This window comes from Haloferax prahovense, assembly GCF_000723845.1.
Lineage (GTDB): Archaea > Halobacteriota > Halobacteria > Halobacteriales > Haloferacaceae > Haloferax > Haloferax prahovense.
This window is the reverse complement of record NZ_LK053000.1, coordinates 839,895-865,939: the sequence shown is the minus strand read 5'-3', so window position 1 is coordinate 865,939 and position 26,045 is coordinate 839,895. Positions and strand designations below refer to the sequence as shown.

At 65.0% G+C, this 26,045-nt stretch carries 29 protein-coding genes and 1 tRNA gene; 15 read left to right on the top strand and 15 right to left on the bottom strand.

The window, feature by feature from the left end:
• Window positions 1-909: a GNAT family N-acetyltransferase gene (locus BN984_RS04095; protein WP_049967739.1), complete on the top strand. Its 909-nt coding sequence runs from the start codon at window positions 1-3 to the stop codon at window positions 907-909.
• A gap of 35 nt (window positions 910-944) precedes the next feature.
• On the opposite strand, the gene BN984_RS04090 is transcribed toward BN984_RS04095, so the two are convergent.
• Together BN984_RS04090 and carA are read right to left on the bottom strand one after the other, a co-directional pair.
• Window positions 945-1,982 (bottom strand): sensor histidine kinase, encoded by a 1,038-nt coding sequence (locus BN984_RS04090; protein ID WP_049967738.1) that lies wholly within the window; start codon window positions 1,980-1,982, stop codon window positions 945-947.
• A gap of 162 nt (window positions 1,983-2,144) precedes the next feature.
• On the bottom strand, window positions 2,145-3,227 hold the full coding sequence (gene carA, locus BN984_RS04085; RefSeq protein WP_049913586.1) for a glutamine-hydrolyzing carbamoyl-phosphate synthase small subunit: 1,083 nt from the start codon (window positions 3,225-3,227) through the stop codon (window positions 2,145-2,147).
• Between the two features lie 97 nt (window positions 3,228-3,324).
• Here carA and BN984_RS04080 point away from each other — a divergent pair, with 97 nt between their 5' ends.
• From BN984_RS04080 to BN984_RS04065, 4 genes are all read left to right on the top strand, one after another.
• Window positions 3,325-3,738, top strand: coding sequence for an Lrp/AsnC family transcriptional regulator (locus BN984_RS04080; RefSeq protein WP_004042482.1), 414 nt, complete (start codon window positions 3,325-3,327; stop codon window positions 3,736-3,738).
• A gap of 72 nt (window positions 3,739-3,810) precedes the next feature.
• Window positions 3,811-4,380 (top strand): NUDIX hydrolase, encoded by a 570-nt coding sequence (locus BN984_RS04075; protein WP_008095408.1) that lies wholly within the window; start codon window positions 3,811-3,813, stop codon window positions 4,378-4,380.
• Complete coding sequence (locus tag BN984_RS04070) at window positions 4,367-4,786, top strand: desampylase (RefSeq protein WP_008095410.1); 420 nt, start codon at window positions 4,367-4,369, stop codon at window positions 4,784-4,786. The genes BN984_RS04075 and BN984_RS04070 overlap by 14 nt, the downstream gene beginning before the upstream one ends.
• Before the next feature lie 87 nt (window positions 4,787-4,873).
• Entirely contained in the window at window positions 4,874-5,572 is a 699-nt protein-coding gene (locus BN984_RS04065; RefSeq protein ID WP_008095411.1) for an SDR family NAD(P)-dependent oxidoreductase, read from the top strand.
• Window positions 5,573-5,596: 24 nt separating this feature from the next.
• On the opposite strand, the gene kynU is transcribed toward BN984_RS04065, so the two are convergent.
• Window positions 5,597-6,868, bottom strand: coding sequence for a kynureninase (gene kynU / locus BN984_RS04060; RefSeq protein WP_049967737.1), 1,272 nt, complete (start codon window positions 6,866-6,868; stop codon window positions 5,597-5,599).
• Between the two features lie 84 nt (window positions 6,869-6,952).
• Here kynU and BN984_RS04055 point away from each other — a divergent pair, with 84 nt between their 5' ends.
• Entirely contained in the window at window positions 6,953-8,002 is a 1,050-nt protein-coding gene (locus BN984_RS04055; protein WP_081909180.1) for an alpha/beta hydrolase, read from the top strand.
• A 6-nt stretch (window positions 8,003-8,008) separates the two neighbouring features.
• Here the strand turns inward: BN984_RS04055 and BN984_RS04050 are convergent, their stop codons facing one another.
• The 7 genes from BN984_RS04050 to BN984_RS19375 all read right to left on the bottom strand — a co-directional run bounded on the left by BN984_RS04050 (window position 8,009) and on the right by BN984_RS19375 (window position 14,935).
• The gene (locus BN984_RS04050) at window positions 8,009-9,052 is read right to left on the bottom strand and encodes a HypE family hydrogenase expression/formation protein (protein ID WP_049967736.1); all 1,044 of its coding nucleotides are present in this window, start codon (window positions 9,050-9,052) and stop codon (window positions 8,009-8,011) included.
• Between the two features lie 316 nt (window positions 9,053-9,368).
• On the bottom strand, window positions 9,369-10,319 hold the full coding sequence (locus tag BN984_RS04045) for an alpha/beta fold hydrolase (RefSeq protein ID WP_049967735.1): 951 nt from the start codon (window positions 10,317-10,319) through the stop codon (window positions 9,369-9,371).
• A gap of 95 nt (window positions 10,320-10,414) precedes the next feature.
• On the bottom strand, window positions 10,415-12,634 hold the full coding sequence (locus tag BN984_RS04040) for an amino acid permease (RefSeq protein WP_049967734.1): 2,220 nt from the start codon (window positions 12,632-12,634) through the stop codon (window positions 10,415-10,417).
• Window positions 12,631-13,092, bottom strand: a complete 462-nt coding sequence (locus BN984_RS04035; RefSeq protein WP_008095420.1) for a universal stress protein — start codon at window positions 13,090-13,092, stop codon at window positions 12,631-12,633. Before BN984_RS04035 ends, BN984_RS04040 begins: the two co-directional genes overlap by 4 nt.
• A 194-nt stretch (window positions 13,093-13,286) precedes the next feature.
• Entirely contained in the window at window positions 13,287-13,682 is a 396-nt protein-coding gene (locus BN984_RS04030; protein ID WP_008095422.1) for a hypothetical protein, read from the bottom strand.
• Window positions 13,683-13,772: 90 nt separating this feature from the next.
• A complete protein-coding gene (locus BN984_RS04025) occupies window positions 13,773-14,792 on the bottom strand; it encodes a YeiH family protein (RefSeq protein WP_008095423.1) in 1,020 nt (339 codons plus the stop codon).
• A complete protein-coding gene (locus tag BN984_RS19375; RefSeq protein WP_156037881.1) occupies window positions 14,789-14,935 on the bottom strand; it encodes a hypothetical protein in 147 nt (48 codons plus the stop codon). Before BN984_RS19375 ends, BN984_RS04025 begins: the two co-directional genes overlap by 4 nt.
• Window positions 14,936-15,143: 208 nt before the next feature.
• Here BN984_RS19375 and BN984_RS04020 point away from each other — a divergent pair, with 208 nt between their 5' ends.
• The 4 genes from BN984_RS04020 (at window position 15,144) to BN984_RS04005 (ending at window position 18,410) form a co-directional block, all read left to right on the top strand.
• Window positions 15,144-15,770, top strand: coding sequence for an adenylate kinase (locus BN984_RS04020; RefSeq protein WP_008095425.1), 627 nt, complete (start codon window positions 15,144-15,146; stop codon window positions 15,768-15,770).
• Window positions 15,771-15,891: 121 nt separating this feature from the next.
• Entirely contained in the window at window positions 15,892-16,809 is a 918-nt protein-coding gene (locus tag BN984_RS04015) for a DUF106 domain-containing protein (protein ID WP_049967733.1), read from the top strand.
• Between the two features lie 150 nt (window positions 16,810-16,959).
• A complete protein-coding gene (cmk, locus tag BN984_RS04010) occupies window positions 16,960-17,538 on the top strand; it encodes a (d)CMP kinase (RefSeq protein ID WP_049968579.1) in 579 nt (192 codons plus the stop codon).
• 2 nt (window positions 17,539-17,540) lie between these two features.
• Entirely contained in the window at window positions 17,541-18,410 is an 870-nt protein-coding gene (locus BN984_RS04005; protein ID WP_008095428.1) for an RNA-guided pseudouridylation complex pseudouridine synthase subunit Cbf5, read from the top strand.
• Between the two features lie 12 nt (window positions 18,411-18,422).
• On the opposite strand, the gene BN984_RS04000 is transcribed toward BN984_RS04005, so the two are convergent.
• Window positions 18,423-18,707: a hypothetical protein gene (locus tag BN984_RS04000; RefSeq protein WP_049967732.1), complete on the bottom strand. Its 285-nt coding sequence runs from the start codon at window positions 18,705-18,707 to the stop codon at window positions 18,423-18,425.
• Between the two features lie 173 nt (window positions 18,708-18,880).
• Here BN984_RS04000 and BN984_RS03995 point away from each other — a divergent pair.
• The 3 genes from BN984_RS03995 (at window position 18,881) to BN984_RS19370 (ending at window position 22,075) form a co-directional block, all read left to right on the top strand.
• Window positions 18,881-18,951, top strand: a tRNA-Pro gene (locus BN984_RS03995).
• A gap of 210 nt (window positions 18,952-19,161) precedes the next feature.
• The gene (locus BN984_RS03990) at window positions 19,162-21,267 is read left to right on the top strand and encodes a DUF7845 domain-containing protein (RefSeq protein ID WP_049967731.1); all 2,106 of its coding nucleotides are present in this window, start codon (window positions 19,162-19,164) and stop codon (window positions 21,265-21,267) included.
• Window positions 21,268-21,613: 346 nt separating this feature from the next.
• Window positions 21,614-22,075: a DUF5518 domain-containing protein gene (locus BN984_RS19370; protein WP_147299484.1), complete on the top strand. Its 462-nt coding sequence runs from the start codon at window positions 21,614-21,616 to the stop codon at window positions 22,073-22,075.
• A gap of 153 nt (window positions 22,076-22,228) precedes the next feature.
• Here the strand turns inward: BN984_RS19370 and BN984_RS19365 are convergent, their stop codons facing one another.
• The 3 genes from BN984_RS19365 to BN984_RS20150 all read right to left on the bottom strand — a co-directional run bounded on the left by BN984_RS19365 (window position 22,229) and on the right by BN984_RS20150 (window position 23,659).
• Window positions 22,229-22,519, bottom strand: coding sequence for a DUF7508 domain-containing protein (locus BN984_RS19365; protein ID WP_156037880.1), 291 nt, complete (start codon window positions 22,517-22,519; stop codon window positions 22,229-22,231).
• Window positions 22,520-22,711: 192 nt separating this feature from the next.
• The gene (locus BN984_RS19920) at window positions 22,712-22,882 is read right to left on the bottom strand and encodes a hypothetical protein (RefSeq protein WP_244877447.1); all 171 of its coding nucleotides are present in this window, start codon (window positions 22,880-22,882) and stop codon (window positions 22,712-22,714) included.
• A 267-nt stretch (window positions 22,883-23,149) separates the two neighbouring features.
• Window positions 23,150-23,659: a homing endonuclease associated repeat-containing protein gene (locus BN984_RS20150; protein WP_222114931.1), complete on the bottom strand. Its 510-nt coding sequence runs from the start codon at window positions 23,657-23,659 to the stop codon at window positions 23,150-23,152.
• A gap of 178 nt (window positions 23,660-23,837) precedes the next feature.
• On the opposite strand from BN984_RS20150, the gene BN984_RS03980 reads away from it, so the two are divergent.
• A complete protein-coding gene (locus BN984_RS03980) occupies window positions 23,838-24,245 on the top strand; it encodes a hypothetical protein (RefSeq protein WP_042663273.1) in 408 nt (135 codons plus the stop codon).
• A 148-nt stretch (window positions 24,246-24,393) separates the two neighbouring features.
• On the top strand, window positions 24,394-25,005 hold the full coding sequence (locus BN984_RS03975) for a site-specific integrase (RefSeq protein ID WP_049967730.1): 612 nt from the start codon (window positions 24,394-24,396) through the stop codon (window positions 25,003-25,005).
• A gap of 304 nt (window positions 25,006-25,309) precedes the next feature.
• Here BN984_RS03975 and BN984_RS19360 read toward each other — a convergent pair whose 3' ends face one another.
• A complete protein-coding gene (locus BN984_RS19360) occupies window positions 25,310-25,492 on the bottom strand; it encodes a hypothetical protein (protein WP_152421507.1) in 183 nt (60 codons plus the stop codon).
• Window positions 25,493-26,045 lie beyond the last annotated feature (553 nt).

Genomic DNA, 26,045 nt, shown 5'->3' with positions numbered 1-26,045 from the left:
ATGGAGATTCGACCCGCGCGACCCGAGGACTACGACGCGGTCGCCGCGTTCACCCGCGACACGTGGGCCGACCGCGGCGGGTCGGACTACATCCCCGACATCTACCACGACTGGATTTCCCCCGGCGAGTTGGACCAGGCGACGCTCCTCGTGGACATGTGCGAGGAGACGCCCTCCGACGATGTGGCCGCCATCGCGCAGGTCGTCATGCTCTCGGAGTACGAGGGCTGGGCGCAGGGGATGCGCGTCGCGCCCGACTACCGCGAGCAGGGGCTCGCGACCCGGCTGTCGCACGCGCTTCTCGACTGGGCGCGCGAGCGGGGGGCGCGCCGCGTCCGCAACATGATTCACTCGTGGAACGTCCCGAGCCTCGCCAACGCCCGCACGGTCGGGTTCGACCCCGGCGTCGAGTTCCGCTGGGCGACGCCCGAACCGGACGCGACCGCCGAGCCGGAGACGGCGGTCGGCGACGACGCCGACGCCGCGTGGGCCTACTGGACCGGGTGCGAGGCGCGAACCGCGCTGTCGGGGCTCGCGCTCGACCCCGTCGAGTCGTGGGCGCTCTCCGAACTCACCCGCGCGCGCCTCCACGACGCCGCGGCCGACGACCGACTGTTCGTCGTCGGCGACGACTGCACGGCAGGCTTCACCTACCGGAACCGAACCTACACCCGCGAACGCGACGACGAGGGCGAGGTGACGTGGGCCGAGTACGCGGTCGCCGCGTGGGACGACGCGCCGGCCTGCGAGTCGCTGTTGGACGCGGTTCGACGCGACGCCGCCTCGGTCGGCGCGGACCGGACGCGCGTCCTGTTCCCCGAGCGAATCGAGTGGATTTCCGACGCGTCGCTCGCCCGGAGCGACCTCGCGGAGGAACCGACGTTCGTGATGGAAGCGGACCTCTCCTGACCGGCGCGTCTCGTTCGCTCCCGGCCGAGCGCGGCCTACTTCCACACGACGCCGCGGACTTCGAAGCGCGCGCCGCCGAGTTCCGAGTCGGCCACGTCGAGTTGCCACCCGTGGAGGTCCGCGATTCGCCGGGCCGTCGAGAGGTGAAGCGAGTCGTAATCGACGCCGAGCAACTGGTTCGGGCTCGCGGTCGTCGCCGCGCGCTCTTCGGACGACGGGTGGGGGCCGTCGTCGTCGACGTAGAAGCCGTCAGCGGTCGTCCCCACGACGACGTCTGAGGATGGCCCGGACGGCGCGTTCCGCTCGAAGCAGTTCGTAAAGAGCGCGACCAAAAAGAGCCCGAGGAGATGGGTGTCGGCCAAGAGCGTCCCGTCGCCGACGACCCGGTAGCTGGCGTCGTTCGCGCCGTCGAGCGACGCGACGGCCCACGCCTGTGCGACGTGCTCGCGAAATCCCACCGGCGCGAGGTCGAGCGTGCTCGGTTGCTCGGCGGCGTCGATACCCCACTCGACGAGCGACTCGATCCGAGAGAGGCTCTCGGAGAGCGCGACGGCGGCGTCGCCGTCGAGCGACGCGAGTCGCTCGGCCGCCTCGATGGCCGTCGTGAGGTTGGTTCTGAGCTCCGACGCGAGCGCGCCGACGAGCGCAGCGAGGTGTTCGTTCTTCTCGTTGACCTGCAGTTCCGCGAGCCGCCTGTCGGTGATGTCGAGGTGGACGACGAGCGCGAAGTTCCCGTGTCGCGGTGTGTCCACCTGGACGACCCGGAGCGCGAACCACCGGTAGACCGTCGGTGAGTGACACGGGTACTCGGCGGTGAAGAGGTCGCGGTCGCCGCGGAGCACCGCGCGGATGCCGTCGGCGACGACGCCCGCGATTTCGTCGACCTCGCGGGCCGCGTCGCACACGTCGAGGTAGTTGACGCCCGTCGAATCGGGGTCACCGACGTAGTCGTTCGCGTCGGCGAACGTCCGCCACGCCCGGTTCGTGTAGACGATATCCCCGTGTCTGTCGAGGAGGGCAATCGTCGCGGGGAACTCTTCGAACCCGCGTTCGATGAGCGAGACGTCGTCCATCACAGAGCGTACGTCGGGAAACCGTTTGACAGTTTCTACCACATCGGGGCCGAGACACGAGCCGCGCCGCTCGCTGGGTGGCGTGTCGGAAAAATCGGCGTTCCTCCGGTCGCGGCCGGGTGCAATCGGCCGCGGATTCGAGTTCGGTCGCGGTTTGGGTGGTCAGTCCGAGGCGACGGCTCGGGGCTTATGCTCGTTTCCCTCTGTACCCGCCATGGCGAGCACGTCGTCGAAGAAGCCGAGCGAGTCGTGGGGGCCGGGATGGGCTTCGGGGTGGTACTGGCGCGTGATGACGCTCAGTTCCTCGCTGGCGAGGCCTTCCGCGGTGTCGTCGTTGACGTTCACCTGCGTCACGTCGAGTTGGTCGCCGGGGTCGGCGACGGTGTAGCCGTGGTTCTGGGTGGTCATGACGACCTTTCCGCTCTGGAGGTCGCGGACGGGCTGGTTGACGCCGCGGTGGCCGAAGGCCATCTTCTCGGTGGTGCCGCCGAGCGCGCTGGCGACGATCTGCTGGCCGAGGCAGATACCCGCCAGCGGGACCTCGCCGGCGAACTCCTCGACGAGTTCGCGCGTCGCGGTGTAGTTTTCGGGGTCGCCGGGGCCGTTGGAGATGAACAGCACGTCGGGTTCGAGCGCGGTTACGTCCTCGGCGTCCGCGTCGTAGGGAAGCACGTGGACCGTGGCGCCGCGGTCGACGAGAGAGTCAACGATGGAGCCCTTCGCGCCGCAGTCGACGAGCGCGACGGTGGTGTCGCCGTCGCCCTCGAACGTCGTCAGCTCGGTCGTGGTGACCTGCGCGCCGATGTCGACGTGCTCGCTCATGCCCTTACACTGCGCGAGTTCTTCCTTCGCGTCCTCGGGGGTCACGTCCTCGCCGACGGCGATTCCGACCTTCATCGCGCCCTCCTCGCGGATGGACGTGACGAGGTCGCGCGTGTCGAGGTGGTCGACCGCCGGGACGCCCTCGTCGGCGAGCCACTCGACGACCTCCTCGGTGAACTCGCGTGCGACGGCCGCCCGAGGGTGGACCCGGTCGGACTCGAATCGCTCGGCTCGGACGCCGTAGTTCCCGATGAGGGGGTACGAGAAGGTGAGCACTTGTTCTTCGTACGAAGGGTCGGTCAGACTCTCTTCGTATCCCGTATATGCGGTTGTGAACACCAGTTCACCGCGTGTGCGCCCCGGAACACGGCCACGCGCTTCGACCACGCGACCGTCTTCCAGCGCCAGATAGGCGTCCGACATTACGAGAAACGAACGGAACACGGGTGCATAAGTGTTACTTTCGAAGTCGAGTTACGAAATTCGTAATCGGTAAGTCGCTGGGGACGGCACGTGAGATATGGACGAGCTTGACCGACGTATCCTCGATATCCTTCGACGGGACGCTCGGACCCCCAACACGGAGATCGCGGCCGAAGTCGGGACCTCCGAGGGGACCGTCAGAAACCGCGTCGAGCGGTTGGTCGAGGAGGGCGTCATCGAGCGCTTTACGATTTCGACCCGCACGGGGAACCTGAAGGCGATGATAGAGGTGACCGTCGCGGTCGACGTCGACACCAACGACGTGTCCGAGCTGATGGCCGACTGGAAGGACGTGGACTTCGTCTGGCAGGTCTCCGGCGAGGAGGACATCGTCCTCGTCGTCGACGCCGCCGACACCCGCGCCGTCAACGACCTCATCACCCGCGCCCGCGAGCACGACGACGTGAAGAGCACGAAGACCCGCCTGATTCTCGACGAGCGCCTCGGCTAATCCCGCGCCGCCGCCGCGTGGTCCGCGGTTCGCATCGAAGCTTAGTTGACCCCCGACTCCGACGGAAGGCACATGAGCAACGCAGCGGCCGACGAGGCTACTGAACTCCACAAGAACGCAGCGCAGGACGTCATCGCCGTCGACTCCGACGACAACGCCGAGGGGACGGTCAACCGACTCGACGCCCACACGGGCGACGGCATCCGCCACCGCGCCTTCACCTGCCTCGTGTTCAACGAGGAGGGACAGATACTCCTCGCCCAGCGCGCGCCCAACAAGCGCCTGTGGGACACCTCCTGGGACGGCACCGTCGCCTCCCACCCCGTCGAGGGCCAGACCCAAGAGGAAGCCACCGAAGAGCGCCTCGAAGAGGAACTCGGCATCTCGCCCGACCAGTACTCCGACCTCCGCGTCACGGACAAGTTCGAGTACAAGCGCTACTACGAGAACGCCGGGCTGGAGTGGGAAGTCTGTGCCGTCCTGAAGGTCACGCTCGAAGACACCACGCTCGACCCCGACGAAGAGGAAATCGCGGGCATGCTCTGGGCGGATTACGAGCACCTCCACGACAACCCCGAGTGGTACCGCCAACTGCGTCTCTGTCCGTGGTTCGAAATCGCCATGCGCCGTGACTTCGAGTAGGCTCTCTCTCGCAGCTGACGCGCGGGACTCGATTCTCTCGCACGCCCGCGAGGGTGCCGCCGGCGACCCGCCCGCCGAGGTCTGCGGCGTCCTCGCCGGCGACAGCGACGCGCGCACCGTCACCGCCGCCCACCCCGTTTCGAACGTCGCCGACGACCCACGGGTCGCCTACGAACTCGACCCCGAGGAGACGGTTTCGATTCTCGAAGCCATCGAGTCCGCGGGCGACGACGCGGTCGGCTTCTACCACTCGCACCCCGAGTCCGACCCGGTCCCGAGCGCGACGGACCGGGAACAGGCGTCGTGGCCGGGATACGTCTATCTCATCTGCTCGCCCGACGGCCGGATGACCGCCCACGAGTGGACCGGCGACGAGTTCGACGAACTCACTATCGCGGTCGAGTGATCCGTCGGCCTCCCGAACCTCGCCGGTACGCCGCGACCGCCGGCACGCTTCGGTGAGAATATCCTTTCTCAGTTCACAGACGCAGCCATGGAACCCGACCGCTACGACGACCTCGACGGACAGGTCGCGCTCGTCACCGGCGCGAACCGAGGTATCGGCCGCCAGATAGCCGAGAACCTCCGCGACCGCGGCGCGACGGTGTACGCGGGGTCGCGCAGCGTCACCAACGAGACGCCGGAGGAGACGGAGCGAGTCCTCCTCGACGTGACCCAAGAAGGGGACATCGAGGAGGTCGTCGACGGCATCTTCGCCGACCAGAACCGCCTCGACATCCTCGTCAACAACGCCGGCGTCGGCGGCGAGGGCGAGGACATCGTCGCCGAGTCGACCGAGCGAATCGACCGCACCCTCGGCGTCAACCTCCGCGGGCCGATGCTCCTGTGCAAGCACGCGGTTCCCCTTCTCCTCCAGTCCGACGGCGGCCGCGTCGTCAACGTCTCGTCCGGCATGGGCGCGCTCGGCGAGGAACAGTCCGGCGGGTCGCCCGCGTACCGAATCTCGAAGACCGGCCTCAACGGCCTCACGGCCTACCTCGACGGGCAGTACGGCGACGACGGCCTCATCGCCAACTCGGTGTGTCCCGGCTGGGTCCGCACCGACATGGGCGGCGAGGAGGCCAACCGGCCGGTCGAGAAGGGCGCGGAGACGCCGACGTGGCTCGCCACGTTCAAGCCCGGCGCGCCCGCGGGGAAGTTCTGGCGCGACAAGGAAGTCATCGACTGGTAAGCGACCGACCCCCCGCCGCGACCCTCACGTGACGCCGCCGCTCTGCTTCTCGAACGCCTCGTATGCTTCCCCGTCCAGAATCTCGCGGAAGTGCTCGACCGCCCGGTACACGTCCTCGAAGCCGACGTAGGCCGGCGCGGGAGCCATCCGGACGACGTTCGGTTGACGGAAGTCCACGATGACGCCCCGCTCCTTGAGCGCGAGGCTGACGCGGTAGGCCTCGGGGTGCTCGACCGCGACGTGGCCGCCGCGGGCCGCGGGGTCACGCGGGGTGCCGACCTCGCACTCCGGCAGTCGCTCGTCCACGAGGGCGATGAGGTAGTCCGTGAGCGCCAGCGACTTCTCGCGCAGGGCGGCCACGCCGCCGGCGTCCTCGACGACGTCGAGCGCGCCGTCGAGGGGGGCTGCGGACAGCACCGGGACCGTCCCCGACTGGAACGCGCCGGCCGACTGCGCCGGTTCGTAGGTCATCGCCATGTCGAACTGCGTCTCCTTGTCGTTGCCCCACCAGCCGGCGAGCGCGGGCGTGACGCCGAAGTGGCGCTCGTTGACGTAGAGGCCGGCGATGGAGCCGGGACCGGCGTTGAGGTACTTGTAGTGACACCAGACCGCGAAATCGACGCCGACCTCGGAGAGCCGGTGCGGGACCGCGCCGACCGAGTGCGCGAGGTCGAAGCCGGCCAGCGCGCCGGCCTCGTGAGCGGCTTCGGTGATGGCCTCGATGTCGAACAGTTGGCCGCTCCGGTAGAGGACCGACGGGAGAAACACCATCCCCACGTCGTCGTCGATGGCCTCGAGCACGTCCTCGGTCTCGATGGTCCGCCCGTCACGGCTCTCGACCACGCGGAGCGCCTCGTCGGGATCGCGGCCGGCGTGCCGGAGTTGCGCGCGAATCGCGTAGTGGTCCGTCGGGAAGTCGAGGTCGTCGACGACGATGTTCTCGCCGCGGGCGGGGTCGTAGAACGTCCCGACGAGCGCGTGGATGTTGACCGTCGTGGAGTTGGCGACCACGACTTCGTCGGGCTTCGCGCCGACGAGCGGGGCGAGTCGCTCGCCCAGGCGCTCGCCGTAGGTGAACCACTCCGGGTCGGCGTCGGTCCACCCGCGGATGGCGAGGTCGCGCCACTCGTCGACGACGCGTTCGAGCGCCGCCTCCGCGTCGACAGACAGCGGGCCGAGCGAGTTGCCGTCCATGTACAGTTCGCCCTCGGGGACGTAAAAGCGGTCGCGGAGGTCCGAAAGCGGGTCCGCCGCGTCCATCTCGCGGGCGGTCTCGACGGTGGGGTCGTCGGTCATACGCGTGTCGAAGCGCCGGCGCGACAAGTAGATTCACGACCCGCACGGCGTGGTGTTTTTCACGGTCGCCCGCGGCCCACCGGTATGGTTCGCTCCGACGGCGACTCCCGACCCGACCCCGACGACCCCGACGACCCCGACGACGGCGATTTTAACGACTCGTCTGCCATCGGGGTCGCCGACCGCGCGGCCGACCTCGACCCGCAGGCTCACGCCGCCGTCGCCGAGGTCGAGCGTCTGGGCCTCCCCGAGTGGTCCGCGCTCGGCGTCGAGAGCGCCCGCCGGGTCGAAGACGAGGTGTTCTCGGCCGGCGACGCGCCCGAGGTCGCCCGCGTTACGAACTTCGCAATCGACGGCGAGAGCGGGGACGGGGCCGCCTCGACCCACGAGATTCCGCTTCGCGTCTACCACCCTGAACCCGGCGAGACGCGCCCCGCGGTCGCGTTCTTCCACGGCGGCCTCTGGGCGATGGGCACGCTGGACTCCATCGACGGCGTCTGCCGACGACTGGCGGTCCGTTCGGGCCGCGTCGTCGTCTCGGTCGACTACCGACTCGCGCCCGAGTACCCGTTTCCCGCCGGCCTCGACGACTGCGTGCGGGCGGTCGAGTGGCTCGCCGAACGCGGCGCGTCCGTCGGGGCCGACCCCGACCGAGTCGCCGTCGCGGGGACCAGCGCCGGCGGGAATCTCGCGGCCGCCGTCTGCCTCCACGCCCGCGAGTTCGACGGCCCGACCATCGAGAAACAGGTCCTCCTGTACCCGATGACCGACTGCTCGGCCGACCACGACTCGCTCCGGGAGAACGCCGACGGCCCGCTTCTCACCCGCCGCGACGTGCTGTGGGCCCACGACACCTACCTTCGGAACCCGGTTGACCGCTACAACCCCTTCGCCGCGCCGCTCCGGGCCGACTCGCACGCCGACCTCCCGCCGGCGCACGTCATCACCGCCGGCTTCGACCCGCTTCGAGACGAGGGCGCGGCCTACGCGTCGGCGCTCGACGCCGCGGGGCCCGACGTCGTCCACGACCACGAGGCTGCCATGCCGCACGGCTTTCTGAGCCTCGCGGCCGACGTCGACGCGGCGGACGCGGCGCTCGACCGGGTCGCGGACGCGCTGGAAAACGAGGGCTGAGTCTGCTTATTCGGCGTCGGCGTTCGCTTGCTCGGCCTCGCGGGCGAGTCGGTCGTAGGCGGCCCACGAGGGGTCAACGTCGGGGTGCTCGATGCGCTCGCCGTCGACGACGACGCCCTCGCCCGCGACGACAGTGCCGGCGACGCCGACGGGGGTGCCGCGGGCGTCGAGCGCGGCGACCACGTCGTCCGTGACGGCGGGGTCAGTGACGACGACGAGCGACCCGGCGGTGGTCGAGCGCCACGGGTCGATGCCGAGGAAGTCGCAGGTCTCGCGGACGCCGGGGCGGAACGGGATGCTCGACTCGTCGATTTCGAGTTGGACGCCCGCGCTCTCGGCGATTTCGTTGAGCGCGCCGTGGACGCCGCACTCGGTGGCGTCGTGCATGGCGTGGACACCGCGGCCGCCGGCGGCCGAGACGGTCATCGCGTCGCGGACCGCGTCGGTCTCGTCGAGTCGCGCCTGCGCGTCGGCGAGCACGTCGTCGTCGAGGTCGACGAAGGCGTCCGGAAACAGCGTCGTCAGGAGGCCGGTCGCCTCGACGCCGGGGCCCTTCGTCACGAGCACGTCGTCGCCGGGTCTCGCGCCGTCCGGGCGGACCACGTCGTCGTGGTCACCGACGGCGAGGGCGGTCGCGCCGCCGACCCACGGGTACGAACAGCCGGCGTAGCGGGCGGTGTGGCCAGTGACGATGCTGACGCCGAGGTCGTCGGCCTCGGCGTGCATCGCCCCCCAGAGTTCGGCGAACTGCTCGTCGGTCATCTCGGGCGGGAGCGTAAAGGAGACGGCGAGGTGCGAGGGGTCCAGCCCCGAGACGGCGATGTCCGAGAGGACGATGTCGATGGCGAACCGGCCCGCGCGCTCGAAACCGAGCGCGGGGAGCACGGAGACGGGGTCGGTCGCGATGGCGACGGCGGTGCCGTCGATGTCGAGGAGGCCGAAGTCGACGCCGTGGGTCGGGCCGAGCGCCACGTCGTCGCGGGCCGCGCCCAACCGCGGGTAGATGTACTCGTCGAAGAACTCGCGGTCGACCTTTCCGAGGTCGGTCATACGCGACCTGCGGGGGCCGCGAGTAAGAACGTACTCATCCGGCGACGACGGGTCCGGCCCGGTGGGGTTCGAGGCCCGGTCGTCGGCGCGGTCGCTCGCCGGTCGAAAGGTGGGACGGTCCCCCGTCCCTGCTCATGAAGAGACGCGGAGACGGTTCGAAGGGGCATGGAAAGTCCCACCACCGGACTGCTCCCGCGTCGGTTCAACGTGCACGCCGGACCTACAAGAACCTCGCTAAGTTCCCTCGATGGACCTATATAGCTTCAACGAGCAGCCGGCAAATACTGCCTCCATTGGTCGAAATCGCCGGCGGAGCTCAGACCGGGCGATGGCCCGCCTCGTCGGGGGTGTTGTTCGGCGTTCGCCACGCGTCGTCGAGGTGCTCGACGAGTGCGCGGGCGACGGCCACCGGCTCCTCGTGGTGGACCCAGTGGGTCGCCTCGTCGAACGTCTTGAGGTGGCCGTCTTCGCAGAACGCGAGGCTCTCGCGCGCCATCTTCGGCCGGAGGAACCGGTCTCGGGTCCCCCAGACGACGAGCGTCGGGGGCTCGACCGTCTCGACGCGGGGCCGCGGGCGCTCGCGGGCGACCGCCCGGTACCAGTCGACCATCGAGCCGTAGGCTCCGGAGACCGACCACGCGGCGCGATAGCAGTCGAGGTCGGTCGCCGAGAACGTGCCGGGGAGCGCGGTGCCGGTCATCGTCCGCTCCAAGACGGCCCAGTCGCCGACGGGGGCGACGAGCTCGGGGAGCTTCGGCAGTTGGAAGAACAAGACGTACCAGCTCCGAAGCTGTTGGCCCGGGTCGCGTCTGAGGTGGCGGGCGAGCACTACCGGGTGCGGGAGGTTCATCGCGGTGAGAGAACGCACCCGGTCGCGGTGGTGGAGCGCGGTCCACCACGCCACCGCGCCACCCCAGTCGTGACCGACGACATGGACCTTCTCGTAGCCGAGCGCGTCCGCGACGCCGACCACGTCACCGGCGAGTTCGTCGATGCTGTACCACTCGACGCCCGAGGGGCGGTCGCTCAGGTTGTAGCCGCGCTGGTCGAGCGCGACGACCCGGTAGCCCGCATCGGTCAACGGGCGGAGGTAGTCCGCCCACGCGTACCAACACTCCGGAAAGCCGTGGAGGAGGACGACGAGTTCGCCGTCTTCCGGTCCGGCTTCGACCGCGTGGAGCGTGACCTCGCCCGCGTCGATGCGGCGGCTCGTCGCCTCGACGGACAGCTCCGCGTCGTCGCACGACAGCCCCGATTGCTTCGCCATACCCCTCGCTACGGCGGCGAAGGACAAATGTGCCGCGGCGGCGCGAGAGGCCATCGGCGGCGAGAAAACGGGTCGCTTCCGCGGCGCCGTTCGGACTACCCGAACAGGCGCTCCCTGATGCTCCGAGCGCGACTCCGTTCGGCCAGGAGGACCGAACACTCCACGTCGTCGACGACGTCCATGACGACGGTGCCGCGGACGAGCCGCGAGAGGAGGCCGCGTTCCGTCGCGCCGACGACGAGCAGCGACGCGTCGGTCGCGTGCGACTCGATAGCCCTCTCGACGTCGCCGGTCTCGACGGTGAGCGTGGCATCTCCGAGACCGCGCTCGTCGGCCCACTCGCGGAGGAACTGCTCACCCGCTTCCCTGTCGTCGGCGACGTGGAGAAGCTCTATCTCCGCGTCGCAGAACTCGCGCAGGACCGAGGCGATAGACGCCGAGAGGTCGGAGTCCGGACCGCCGGCGGTCGGCACGAGCACGTGCGAGGGGTCGAACCCGCGGTCCTTCAGCACCAACACGTCGTAGGGGAGCGCGTGCGTTATCTCCTCGAACGCGCTCTCGGCGCGGCCGGGCGACCCGTGGCTGTCGGGGCCCCAGCCCATGACGACGAGGTCGGCGCTGTAGGTCTCCGCCGCGTCGAAGACCTCCTCGAACGACCGGTGAGAGAGGACCGTGTGGGTCTCGATGTCCACGCCGAGTTCGTCGGCGTCGACGCGGGCCTGTTCGAGCAGGCGGTCGGCTTCGGCGAAGTCGTACTCCTCGCGGGCCGATTCGAGGGCGGTCTGGTCGGGCACTTTCACGATGTGGACGCCGACGAGCGTCCCGTCGTTGGCCTTGGTGACGGCCCCGGCCAGCGAGATGAGGTCGCGCTCGCTTTCGGGGTTCGAGAGGGGGACCATGACGCGATAGCCGCCGTCGGGCTGGACCGACGTGGCGGCCGAGACTGCGGCATCCGGGAGCTGCTCCGACTGCTGGAGCAGGTACTTCCCGAGGATACCCTGCTTCGTCGCCCTGGTGCGGGCGTAGGCGGCGTACCACAGCATGGCGAACACGACGAACCCGGCAGCGAGGAGGACGATGTTGTCGGCGAAGAAGGCCATGAGGGCGAACGACGTAATCGCTCCGAGGATGGGGGTAATGGGGTACAGCGGAACCCGGTAGTCCGGCTGGTAATCCTCGGGGTCGGACACGCGCATCACGATGAGCGCAACGTTGAGCAGCCCGTAGATGATGAGGTGGAGGACGCTCCCGGCGTTCGCGAGGGTGTTGACGTCGGCCAGCAGGATGAACAGGAGGATGAACCCGCCGGTGATGGCGATAGAGCGGTACGGCGTGCCGAACCGGGGGTGAATCTCGTTGAGTTCCTCGGAGACGATGCGGTCGCGCCCCATGGCGAAGTTGATGCGCGAGGAGGCGAGAATCGAGGCGTTCGCGGACGAGGCGGTGGCGAGGAGGCCACCGAACAGCATCGCACCCGCGCCGACCGGACCGATGAGGAGCCGGGCGACGTCGACGACGGCGGTCTCGTTTCCGGCGACGAGGCTGTTGTCCACGGCGGCCAGCACGGTCAGGAGGACGAGCGCGTACACCAGCGTCACGATGACGACGCTGCCGAGGACGGCCCGCGGGAGGTTCTTCCCGGGGTTCTTGATCTCCTCCGCGACGGAGGTAATCTGGACGAATCCGAGGTACGAGACGAAAATGAGGCCGGTCACGGGGAGGAGCGGTGACACGCCCTTGTCCGGCGGGACGAACGGTCGGAGTTTGGCGAGGTCCGCGTTCAGCAGTCCGAAGACCGTGAACACCGCGAGGATGGCCAACAAGATGAGCACGATGGCGTTCTGTAGCTTCCCCGTCTCCTTCGCGCCGACGTAGTTGATGAACACGAAGAGGAGACCGCCCGCGAGGGCGACGAGTTTCACGCCGGAAACCGTGATACCGCCGAGGACGAGGCTCGGAATGGGGAGGAACGTCACCACGTACTGACCGAACCCGGTCATGTAGAACGCGGAGGCGAACGCGAGCCCCATCCAGTTGCCCCACCCGGCGACGCTGCCGAACAGCGGCCCGAGGGCGTGGTTGATGTAGTAGTACGCGCCGCCGGATTTCGGCATCGCGGTGCCCAGTTCGCTGGCGGACATGGCGGTCAAGAGCGCGATGACGCCGCCGAGAACGAACGCGGCGGCCGCGAGCGGCCCGGCCTGTTGGACCGCGGCCCCCGGAAGCACGAAGATGCCCGCGCCGATCATCGTCCCGATACCGATAGTCAACGCCGCGAGCGGGCCGAGGTCTTTGGCGAGTTCCTCGTCTGTCATGTTTCACCGTCTTCGTCGGCGTCGCCCGCCGGCAGCACGACCACGGGACGGTCGCTGTGCCGAATCAACTCCTCGCGGACCGCGCCCGAAAAGAGGTCCCACCACGAGCGGCCGCCGCGCGGGGTGAAGACGATGGCCGTCGCGTCGGCCTCGCGAGCCGCTTCGAGAATGGCGTCGCCGACGTCGGTCGCGAATCGGAGGTCGGTCTGAAGTTCGATGCCGGCGTCGTCCGCGGCGCGGCGGGCGATATCGAACAGTTCCTCCGCGACCTCCTCACGCTGTTCGACGCCGGCTTTGTCCGGCGCGCCGCCCGCCTTCTCGATGACGTGGACGACGGAGGCCCGACCATCGGCCGCCGCGATGCGCGGGAACGCGGTGGCACAGGTGATATCGGCGTCGTCCGCGTTCGCGAGCGGGAGCAGCGGGCGAGAGAACAGCGACTCGACGTGTTCAGTCATGTGTCGAACCTGCGAGAGTGGAGTAAGGGAGGCGATTCCACCCGGCGGAACGGGATTGTGCCGGGGCGAGCGAGCCCTCTTCACAACGTGACCGTCGGGAATTCATGCGCGGAGGTTGTGCGGCAATAGATTTAGAAGTTCGCAAACCGGGGCACAGCGTCGAAGCGAATCGAACGCGGAGGGAACGCGCCCGCTCAGACGGCGGTGACCCACGCCCGGTACGCCTCGTCGCGGCCGTAGACCGCCTGAAAGACGCGGTCTGCGAAGCCGGCGAGGCGGTTCGCGTCCGAGCGGGCGGTGATGCGGACGTTCGTCCCCTCGGCCTCCTCGGGGCTCTCCAGTTGGTCGATTCGGAACTCGGGGAACTCCGTGAGCAGCCCCTTGAGCCGGTCGAGTTCCTCGTCGGTCACGTCCATGTTGAACGTCTGGTCGGCGAACTGAATCCACGGGCCGGGCCCCTCGCCGTCGACGTCGGCGAGGCGTTCGGCCTCGATGGTGAGAAAGGCGCTGCCGCGGTCGCGGTGCGCCGACACGGCGTCGGCGAAGAGCTTTCGGCGCTCGCGCGCGGTGTCGGCCTCGAATCGGGTCATGCGACCTGCTACACCCGCGCGGTACAAAAACGGCCCGCGTCGGGGCGGTGAGTCTCGGACGGCGGAGCGACCGGAACGGCCGTCAGCGCGTCAGAACAGCGCGAGAACCGCGGCGAGCGCGAGCGCGCTGATGGTGAGCAGTTGCAGTCCGAGGACGGCGAGCGGAGCCGCGCCCGTCTGTCGCATCGCGTCGAGCCGAACGTCGAGGCCGAGGCCGACGAACGCGAGCGCGAACAGTGCGTCGCTGGCGGTGCCGACGGTCGCGAGCGTCGCCTCCGAGAGGAGGCCGAGGTTGGCGACGGCGGCGACGGCGACGAAGCCGACGAGGAACCGGGGAACGCCGTCGAAGACGGCGCGCAGACCGGTGGCTGCCTCCTCCGCCCGGCCGGCGTAGCGAACCGCGTAGGCGACGGCGACGAAGCCGAGCATGGAGTTTCGCGCAAGTTTGGTCACGGTCGCCCAGCGACCGGCGACCTCGGAGTGGGCGAAGCCGGCCGCGGTGACGGGGCCGGTGCTGAACATGCTCAGGCCGGCCCAGATACCGAACTGGCGACCGGACAGCGGAAGCAGGTCGCCGGCGATGGGGAACACCGCGAGGGTGAGCGCGTCGAACAGGAGGACCGCGGCGACGACGTGGGTGAGGGACTCACCGTCGGCGTCGATGGTGCCGGCGATGGCGGTGGCCGCGGAGACGCCGCAGACGCTCGCGCCGGCCGCGAGGAGCGACCCGGTCTTGTCGGCGAGGCCGAACACGCGCCCGGCGACGGCCTCGACGAGGAGGACGCCGGCGGCGACGGTGACGACGACGAGCGCGACGAGCACCGGTCCGGAGGCGACGAGTTCGTCGATTGCGATGCGAGCGCCGAGCAGGACGATACCCGTTTCGAGGAGGAGCTTCTGCGTGTCGACGCCGGGGCGCACCCAGTCGGGAACGCCGACCGTGTTGGCGACGACAGCCCCGAAGAGCACGCCGAGCAGGAGCGCGTTGACGCCGGGGACGAAGCCGGCGACGAGCGCCGCCGCCCCCGCGAGGACGACGAGGAGGCCGACGCCCGGTGCGAGTCGCGCGAGCCGGCCGATGCCGGCGTCCGAGCTCTCCCCGGCGCTCACGGCCCGAGCGTCGCGAGGACGGTCACGACGACGAGACCGAGGGCGGTCGCGCGCCAGCCGCGTTCGAGCGTACACCACAGACCGTACGCGCGCTCGACGGTGGCCGCGCCGAACGCGTCGCGCATGAGGGACGAATCGCGCATCTGTCGGTGCCACGAGGGCCGCGCCGTTGAACGTGTCGCTTCCGTCTGCGAAACCGGCAACAAAACCCGCCAACACCGCGGTGGGACGGCCGTGAGAGCTGTAGAACGACGAACAAGGAGCAACATTGTCTCATTCCTCTGACCGCCGCCGTCGCAGAACTCAGTACGTATCTTCAACACTATATGCTCTCGCCGGATGGGGTCAGATATGGGAAAGCGCATCCTCCTGCTCGGAGCGCCGGGCGCAGGTAAGGGCACACAGTCGAAGCGGCTCGCCGAGACCTACGGCGTCGAACACGTCACCACCGGCGACGCGCTGCGCGCGAACAAGGACATGGAGACCGAGTACGGGACGCCCCGCTCGTTCATGGAGAAGGGCGAACTCGTCCCCGACGCGGTCGTCAACGAAATCGTCGAGGCCGCGCTGGAAGACGCCGACGGCTACGTCCTCGACGGCTACCCGCGGAACCTCTCGCAGGCGGAGTACCTCACCGAGATCACCGACCTCGACGCGGTCATCTACCTGAAGGTCGCCGAGTCCGAACTCGTCGAGCGCCTCACCGGCCGCCGCGTCTGCGACGACTGCGGCACGAACTTCCACGTGAAGTTCAACCAGCCCGAAGCGGAGGGCGTCTGCGACGACTGCGGCGGCGAACTCGTCCAGCGCGACGACGACACCGAAGAGACGGTCCGCGAGCGTCTGTCGGTGTTCAAGGAGAACACCGAGCCGGTCATCGAACACTACCGCGACGAGGGCGTCCTCGTCGAGGTCGACGGCGAACAGACCCCCGACGAGGTCTTCGAGGACGTCCGGACCGTCGTCGACGACGCGTAAGCGCGCACACGGAACGACGCTTTTCACCGACTATACTCGGAGCGCCGGCGCTGTCGCCGGCGCGCCCGCTCTCGTCTCCAGAGTAAAACCTTGATAACAGCCGGTTGCTAAAGGGCCGGTAATGGCACGAATCGAATCTCGGGTGCGCGACCTCGTCGGCTCCGACGCCGACATGCGCGCCGCCGTCGAAACCGTCCTCGAACGGGCGGACGACGGAGAAGTCGAGTGGGCCGACGTTCGCGACGAGCTCACGAGCGGCCAGTGGGGTCGCCTCATCGAGAAAGGTATCCTCGTCGACGGCGACGAGGGGTTCCGGCTCGCCGACGCGGCGGAGACCCGCGCCGGCCTCGAAGACGACACGTCCGACTCCGGCGGCTCGTCGTCCTCGTCGGCCGACACCGACACCGGCGACTCCTCGTGGTCGAAGTACGACAAGGGCGCGGCCGTCGTCACGGTCGGCCTGTTCCTCGGCTACTCGGTCGCCGAGGTTCGGAACGTCATCGGCGGCGTGATGGACGTGGCGCTCGGCCCGCTGGCCGACATGCTCCCGTTCTACGCCGTCGTGATGGTCCTCGCGCTCGCGACCGGCCTCTACTCCACGCTCCTGCAGGCGAACCTCATGGACATGGAGAAGATGGGCATGTATCAAGAGCGGATGAAGGACATCCAACAGCGGCAGAAGGACGCCAAGGAGCGCGGCGACGACGCGGCGCTCGAGAAGATTCAAGAAGAGCAGATGGAGGCGATGGGCGACCAGATGGGCATGTTCAAAGAGCAGTTCCGCCCGATGGTCTGGATCATGTTCCTCACCATCCCGGTGTTCCTCTGGATGTACTGGGCCATCGGCGTCGGCGGGGGCTCCGACCCGCACATCGTCACCGAGAACATCGTGCTCCCGCTCGTCGGGTCCGTCGAGTGGAAGCAGGGTGTCATCGGGCCGATGCAGGCGTGGATTGTCTGGTACTTCCTCTGCTCGATGGGCTTCACCCAGATCATCCGCAAGAGCCTGAACATCGACATGTCGCCGTCGGCGTCGTAAGCCGACCCGAGCGACTCGAAACGACTCCGTTTCTCTCTCCGTTTCCGCGTCTCACCACCCTCGGTTCTCTCCCACTCTCCCCCGTGAGAAGCCTCCGCAGGGGCGGTCGGCAACGATAACACCTTTTAGCCGACCGCACCCAGCATGGATATGTTACTGACCGTCTCCGGACCACCGGGCAGCGGGAAAAGCACGACCGCCGCCGCGCTCGCCGAGGCGTTCGACCTCGAACACATAAGCGGCGGGGACATCTTCCGCGAGCTCGCCGCCGAGCGCGACATGACCGCCGTCGAGTTCAACAAACTCGCCGAGGAGGACGGCCAAATCGACCGCGACCTCGACCGCCGCCTCCGCGACATCGCCCTCGACCGCGACGACGTGCTCCTCGAATCTCGCCTCGCCGGCTGGCTCGCCGGGGACGCCGCAGACCTCCGCTTTTGGCTCGACGCCCCCGTCGACGTTCGCGCCGAGCGCATCGCCGACCGCGAGGACAAAGCGCCCGATATCGCCCGCGAGGAGACGACGACCCGCGAGGCGAGCGAGGCCAAGCGGTACGACGCCTACTACGACATCGACATCACGGACCTCTCTATCTACGATATCGCGCTCAACACCGCCCGTTGGGGGCCCGACGAGGTGACGGCCGTCTGCATCGCCGCGGTCGACTCCTACGACCCCAAGGCTGACGAGGGCAAGTACCCCGTCGAAGGCGTCCGCTACGACTTCTGACCATGCTCCGAGACCCGCCCGAAGACCGGAGCGTCGACGACCTGCTGTCGTTCGGCGTCGTCAACCTCGACAAGCCGCCGGGGCCGTCGGCCCACCAGGTAACCGGGTGGGTCCGCGATATGGCCGACGTCGACCGCGCCGCTCACTCGGGGACGCTCGACCCGAAGGTGACCGGCTGTCTCCCCACGCTCCTCGGCGACGCGACCCGCATGGCGCAGGTGTTCCTCGAAGGCTCGAAGGAGTACGTCTCCGTGCTCGAACTCCACGGGCCCGCGCCGGCCGACATCGACTCGACCGTCGCCGAGTTCGAATCGAAGCTCTACCAGAAGCCCCCGCGGAAGTCCGCCGTCTCGCGCCGCCTCCGCGTCCGCGAGGTGTACGACCTCGACCTCCTCGAAGTGAAAGACAGACAGGCGCTGTTGCGCATCCGCTGTGAGTCGGGGACGTACATCCGAAAGCTGTGTCACGACCTCGGACTCGCGCTCGGCACCGGCGGCCACATGGGCCACCTCCGCCGGACCGCGACCACTCCCTTCGACGACGCGGACCTCGTGACGCTCCACGACCTCGCAGACGCGCTCGCGTTCGCGGAGGAGGGCGACGAGTCGTGGCTCCGCGACGTGGTCTCGCCCGCCGAGCGGGCGCTGTCGCACCTCCCATCGGTCACCATCGCCAACAGCGCGGCCCGCGAAGTCGCCAACGGCGCACCCGTCTACGCGCCCGGCGTCTTCGACGTCGACGCCGACGCCTCCCGCGGCGACCTCGTCGCCTGTTTCACCGACGACGGTTCGGCCGTCTGTCTGGGCGAACTCGTCGGCGACGCGGACGCCGACGCCGGCGAGGTCGTCTCGCTGGAAGCCGTGTTAGTCTGAGACCGCTTCGCGCTACTTTCTCCGGCGCTTTTTCTCCGCGTCCGCGAGCGTCTCCGCCTGCTCGTTGACCGACGCGACCTCTCGTTTCGCATCCGACTTGTCGAGGTCGTAGACGTAGCGCCACGACGCCAGCGGGTAGCCGTGGGACTCCTCGGGGCGGTCAGCCGACGGTTCGGACTCGGAACCGCGGCGAATCGACCACCACCGGAGGCCTGCGACGCCCAACGCGAGGAGGACGAGGAGCATCGCGACGAAGGGGAGGAGTCCGAGCGGGACGCTCTGGAGGGGCGTGAACATACGTTGTCATTAATCTCGAGGCGGCAAAAGCGTACTCGTGGTCGGGAGTCAGCTTCTCGGCACCGTTCGAACCGCACGACGACGGTGCGATACCGTGGCACGCCAGCCCTTCGCGTCGCCGCGACGAAACGAAGGGCTTAACCGCGAGACACGCATCGCTTTGAATGCACCCCGGGACCGTGGGGTAGTGGTATCCTCTGCCGATGGGGTCGGTAGGACCTGAGTTCGACTCTCAGCGGTCCCACTTCTTACTTTCGTGGGTTAAAATTACCAGCAGTACAAGCTCTCTCTGTACATTTTGCACTCCCTAACAAAGAGAAAATAAAGAACTGCTTAAAAACCCCCTCTGACGGGTGGTTTGCGTGACCCGCGAGTGCCCCACGTGCGGTCACGAGTCAGAGAAACTGTTTCGCTGTGAGCGCTGCGGGCGCGACCTCGTCGGAGGTGCCGACCAGTGAGCGACGACACCAGCGAAGTCGTCGCGGAGTTCTCCGTCCTTGACGATGCAGACCTCGTCACGTCGAACGACGAGGACACCGTCGAGTCCGCTGTTGACAACGGCTACGAGCCCGGCTCGACCATCGACGACGACCCCGAAGACGTCGAGTTCGAGATGCCGGAGTTCGTCGCCGCCTGTCGTTACTGCCAGCGGACTTTCGAGACCGAGGAAGCCGCGCTCGAACACGAGTGGAACTGCGACCTGGAGCCGACTGGCGAGTGTCGCTTCTGCGGTGGGACGCACATCCGGAAGGACGTTCGCGAGGACCACTTCTACTCATGCGCGGAAGCCGAACAGCACGAGCGTCGTCAGAAGCGCGGTGTCCGCGCGCGGACGATGCGCGGGCAGGACTCGAAGACCGCCGTCTCGGGGCTACGGAAGTTCCTCCTCCCACAACCGCACGAGTTCAGCGCCTATCTCAAGTGGGACGACTCTCTGTCGACGTACTTCGGACTCGTCTCGCTGTACAAGATGCACGACTTCGAGGAGTACGGGAATCTCCGCGCCGGAATCGAGTTCGACGATGAGGAGTGGAACGTCGAGTTCGGCTACGCCGACAATCCTGGCCTCGCGACGCCGGACGACAGTACCGACCTCGGTCGGTGGGACTGGCGACTCGACGACGTTCCCGAGTTCCTCATCCGCGTCTATCCAGCGGCCTATCAGTCGTTCAAGGACGCGAAAGACGAGAACCGGAAGCGCGCGTACTTCCGCGTTCGACCGCGGTGGCCGGGGATCACTTCGAAGAGCGGGAAGAACATCCCGAACCCGCACAACATTCTCGGCGTCGACGTCGAGACGCGCGGGAGCTACTTCGAGTTTGACCAGTATCCGAGCGTGCTGTTCGAGGCGCTGCGCGAGCTTCGCGAGCGGCAAGAGGAGTTCGGATGGAACTCGTTCACGGGTATCGACTACCGGGCGCTCGACCCCGGCGAGATACACGAGTCGTCGAACATCACCGACGCCGAGCTGTACGTGCGCGGGAAGAAGGGTGAGACCGGCAAGGTGTTCGCGCTCGACGGGACGCTTCACCGGATTTCGATGATTCTCGGCCGCGAGCGACGCGGCTACTCGAAGAGCGTTCGCGACGACCGCGAATGCGCCGGCTACTACCACACGGCGACGATCTGCGCGATGCGTGCGTCCGAGGTCGTCGGTGGACACGAGCTGCCGAAGGAGTTCAAACACTACCACATGAGGAATCCCGAAGCGGTGTCTGGGACCGAACTCGAGAATCCGAAGATCGGTGTCTCCTACCAGAACTCGCTGTACGACGACACCCTCCGGTTCGACGATGTCGATCGACTCCACAACGAACTCGAAGAGGGGCTGCTGAACGTCCTGAACTGGTCTGACTTGCCGGTGACGCCTGACCACCAGAAGTACGTCGCAGACGACTACTTCGCCGTCGATGGCGAGGCGCGCATGGTCAAGGTCATCGACAACCCGTTGCCGCGTATTGCGCAGCAGCAGGACGACGAAGTTCGACTGTTCGCCGCCGCGAACAACCTCTACGATACGGACGTCTCGATCGCCGACGAGTTGGTGACCGACGGCGGCCAGATCTCGCCGGCCGACCTCGCCGAGCGAATCGGCGTCCACATCGACACCGTCTATCGAGCGCTGAAGCGTCTCGGTGACCTGGTCATCCACGAATACGGTCACGTCGAACTCGCCTCGAAGCACATCGCCGAGGGAATCGTCGAACACATCGAGTCCGCTCGACGCTCAGTTTCAGCGACGCTCGAGGAAGCGACGGACGACATCATCCGCGCCGATACGTACGGCGATGGGAACGGTCCGTGGGAGCGCTGGCTTCGTAACTACGTCCGCGACCGGCAGGACGGCCGCGACGATGGTCGTGAACTGCTCGAGCTTGCACCGCAGGCGACGCGTAAGGAGGTCAAGCGTATTCTCCGAACCGGCGCTGCGAAGTGGGCAGAGGTCACGGGCAACGAGATGAAGCAGTTCTCTGGTCGCTTCGCGGTCGTCGCCGACGCGTACGATTCCACCGGGCGAGTTACCTACAGTCTGGGTAAACTGCGTCAGCTCGTCGGCTGACGCGCTGCCTTCCGAGTGGCGACGCTGTTCTCGGACGTTAGTACCGGCAAAAATGTCTGTATTTTCAGGACGTTAGCGACTGCATTTTTCTTGGCGCCGTCTCGCGTCGACCAGCGCCGCGACCGCCGTCACTCCGAATCCGGGGGGACCCCCCTGATTCTCCGTTAGATGTGTGGCTAAAGAGCCACACACCAAGATTACTGGAGTCTTCGCTGCGCTCAGACTCCAGATGAAACACATGAAACAGGGGTCGCCGCGCCTACTCGGCGCGGCTTCTATCTCAATATGTAGTTACTGACTATTCAAGAACAAGTTTATGTCCCTGAAATTCAGATATTTGGACAGAATGGAGAATAATAACTCAGCACCCGGGGCAAGCAGTTCAAACAGTAGGCTGACTGAGCGCCAACGACACGTATTGATAGGCTCGTCTGTCGTGTTCTTTGTATCACTCGGCGTACTCATCCCTGCATTCGGCCTTTTATTCGGATGGATATTCACTCTCGGTGGCGGCCTCTTGGGAGGTGCTGCGATAGGTTACTTACGGAAAAGTGGAGGTCGCGACGGTGCAAAATACGGCCTTGTTGTTGGGTTAATTGGTGGTATTCCATCATCACTTATCGGTGTCATTGGCGGGTCAATTCTCAATGCAGCACTAATATCATCCTCATCAGGAGGAGATAGTGGTACTGCGGGAAGCCTGCTCATTTTCGCAATCATCGGATTAATTTCGGGTCTATTTCTGAAAGTACTCGGTGGGTTCGTGGGTGGGGGTTTGGTTGGTTGGTTCTTAGACGAAAACGCATAGAGTGCGATCTATTTTGACCAAAACCAGAAGAATCTAAGATACCAGTACTTGGTCTGGTAGATTCACGATGAATCCGTCTGTGCCTGTGCTCGTCTTCGCACAGACAAACCCCAAGACGAGTAATTAGTAGGTGTTCTGTAGCTCGGTTCGCATTTATGGTCGTTTATCATTCCACTCTGGTGGCTGGCCATGCTTCTCAACGTGTCTATCATAATGATTCTGTTCTGCTTTTTTTGCGCTTGAGAAGAACCCCAGTTTCTTGAACCGGTAGAAGGTCGGGTTTCGTTTCTCAAGATGCTCAAGAAGACGGTGACGGAGGTTGCTAGATCTCCCGACATATTTTATCTCGCCGAACATCTTGAGCTCGTAGACTCCCTTCTTTTTAGGTGCGTTTGATTTGATATGCTGTTCCGTTGCCTTACTCCATTTCTTGTCGATTGGCATGATTTCTCTCCTTATGATTGTTTCTCTCGGGAGGCAGTCAGACAAACTCACTGGATAGTAATAAGCATAAACAGAGCGGAGTGTGAGTGAAAACTAGTTCGTCACAGTCCAGATTAGATAATCAGTCTCGAGGAGATGGCTCCACGAAAATTCTGATCGCTTTTATTTTTTAACAGTGCACGGCCGTTGGACCTATTCCAATAGCAGATGTGCCATGGCCCTCGAAGTCACATGGTCTGGCACGGGACCGAGGTAGTTCCGACGGAACGTCTCGCGCCCGGAGTCGGTCATCGCCCAACCGCCCCACGCCATCGTCAGCTCCTCGGCGATAGGAACGCCCTCGAACGCGAGTGAGTAGAACATGTCCGTCGCCCACGTCCGTCGGAAGTCGTGCATCCCGAGGTCGTGCCAACGGTCGTCGTCGAGGCCATTAGCCAGTTCTTCGCGAGCCTCAACAATCCAGTCCCGCAGCAAGGGAGTCGAGACGTTGACGACCGACTCATCGGCTCGTATCCGCGCTGCGTCGTCGCTCGATATCGTCTCCCCCTCCCTGTTCGTGCTCTCTCGTAATCACACAGACTGGGCGAATTAGATGTTTTGAAACCAAATCAGCACAGAGCAAATTGCTGTTCAGTCTGGATTATACTCCGAGATTGCCTTCTCAACGAGTGGCCTCACATTTGGTAAATTGTAGCGCTCAAGTATCCGATTCGGTTCTCCAATATTCTCGTGGTTGACGATATGATGCTCGATGAGATTTCCGATACAGTGAACTAACCAATCCGGATTAGACGTTTTTGCTTGACCTCGGTGTACCGCGTCATGACAGCTTCGACAGAGATAGCAACCAACCTCGTTTTCTCCATACCGCCAATGGTGGAAGTCGAGCCCAGTTGACTCACTCTTGCATAATGGACACTCAGAGGGGCGTTCTCGGTAATTCGAACCACTCTCCAGTGGCTCAAACCCAGCTTGCCTGACGGCGTCTGACCAACTTCCAAACCGGAGTTGGTACGTTCTTGCTCCGTGCTCCCCATATTCGTTCATATCTTTCTTTCGGGGGACACGGCCTAGACTTTCGGCCAATTGACGCAAGTCGTTTAGTAATTCATTTTCCGTGTATGTGGGGCCCCTGGGCATACTGACTATACTAACGAGCGTGGTGTCAAACTACCGCCAGTGGCTCTGTGATTAGATTGCGTGTTTGTGTAGAAACGGAGGTCGCCGCACCTACTCGCCGCGACTTGCCTGTGCGAAAAATATAGACTCGACGTTGGGGCGGTTCTTTCATTATGGCAGTCTGAGAACTGTCAAATTGATGTTCGTTGACTCTCTCCCAAACCGTCCACTCCTCATGCGAGAGGTGTCCAGCTTTCCCGACGACTCAGAGACGATAGCTGATTCGACGCCTCTAACCGTACTCGAAGTCGGTGGTCAAGCAGAAATTGTACTGTCCTTCGTCATCAGCACCTACTCACCCGCCCACTTCGGCTTAGTCTTCGAACGCGAGGAGGACTCATGGACAGCTGTTTTCAAAGAGTTCTACGAGACTGAGAAAGATGCCAAAGGCGGCTTTCAAGCCGCTAGTGATGCAATTATGGAGTACTGGGAACAGCGGACGACGATGACAAAGTCAGATGAAATCGAAACACCAGATGGTGTCACGTTCGATGAAATGACTGCTGGCGGTATCGACGAAGATGCCTATTTTGACTACTTCCGGTAGGTGATCCATCTCGATTTCGCGTTTCTACAGAAACGTGCAACTACGACGGACACTACACGCTCAGACACTCGAAAAGCGCCGTCTCAGACAACCCACTAAACCCGCCCGATGACTTATCCTGCGTGCTTGTCTAGAAAAACGTGAACCTATGCGAACCGAACGGAACAAGGACGGCACGTGGAACGTCTGGATGAATCGCACCGAGTATCGAGAGCTCCCGCGTCAAGCACACTCCGACCTCGCAGAAATCGCGCTCAGACTGATGGGCGACTCCGGACTCCGTGTCGCCGAAGTCCTCGACGTCACCCCGAACGACATCTCCCGGCGCACTGATGGCCGACACTACAAGCTCGAAGTCCAGAGTGGGAAAGACACCACGGGCGAGCACGCACACGGGAAGCAACGTGAAACGTGGCTTCCCATCGACCTCGAAGCGCGAATCAATCGCTACGTCCAAGACGACGACAACGACATCGGCCTGAACGACCCTGTCGTCCAACGCTCGAAACGTACCCTTCAGGGTTGGGTCAACCGCGCCGCCGCCGCAGCTGCGGACGCGACCGGCGACGACGACTACCAACGCGTGTCCAGTCACGATCTGCGCCGCTGCTGGGCGCACCATCTCCTCGTCGAGGAAGGAGTGTCACCGCGAATCGTGATGGCACTCGGCGGCTGGTCCAGCTACGACGCCATCGAACCCTATCTCGCAGCGCCGTCAGAAGAGAATATCATCAAGTCGATGAGCAAGGTCTCTCTTTAAGTTCGTTCTTTTCTCGGAATCAGTAATAGATTGGACGTTTCTAAGCGATGAAGTCCAGAACAGAATCACAACTAGGACAAGCTACAACTGTCAAGTCTGGTCCACCACTTTCATCCTGCAGATCAGTAGTATACACGCTTTGTACCTCTTCTGAGCAATGTGGGCATTCTAGATAGCGCATGTCATAAAATTGACGGCCTTGCATATATCTCTATTCTAGCCCATGAAGTAATTCAGAATACTCTAATTAGAAGCTTATCTGAAATACCAACCCACAGAGACCGGTATTCAAATCCTGAAACACTCACAGCTTGTGGATGTACAGAACATCCCCTCCACTACCCTGAGCAAGACAGATTTCGTAATCACCAACCGATGTTCGTTTCCCAATATCATACCCTTCTTCATCCATATCTTCCAAACCCACGTTCATTTTCTCTCCACCGATTACCAATTCATAGTCATCTCCACAGGTTGGACAAGGCATACAAGCTGTTGGAGTCCAAAGAACTTAGCTGTATTTTGGCCTTATTGCTTAACTTGGAGACCGTGGAGTGCGAGATCGAGGGCAATGTGCCAACGTGGATACTCGTCCTCAACGAGTGAGAGGAACTTGTTCTGTTCGTCGCGAGAAAGCCACAGTCGCTTTCCCGACTTCAATGGGTATGGGCGTGCCTGCATGGTTCCGATCTTGGTAGTTGGCTCTGCTTCCCGGAACCTTAGCTAGTTTGGCCGGGCCAGTCTCCCCCGAAAAGACGCCGATTACGCGTCGTCGAGAAGCAGTTGGTTACGAGAATAGCCTATTCTCGGAAGTTCTCGCACCACGTAGTGATCTACTCATTGCAACAATTCTCCGCGAGTTCGATAACTTTGTTTTCAGACTCAGCTCGGTACTTGCTCATGCACTCAGAACACCAGCACTTGTATCGGTAGTGACTCGATGCATCCGGGTCTCTAAGTACGTTAGACCTCGACGATGAAGTCATCTGGACCCACTCCAGTAAGCGGCCTCGATCTCTGTGTCAGTTCGTTCTTGCTCT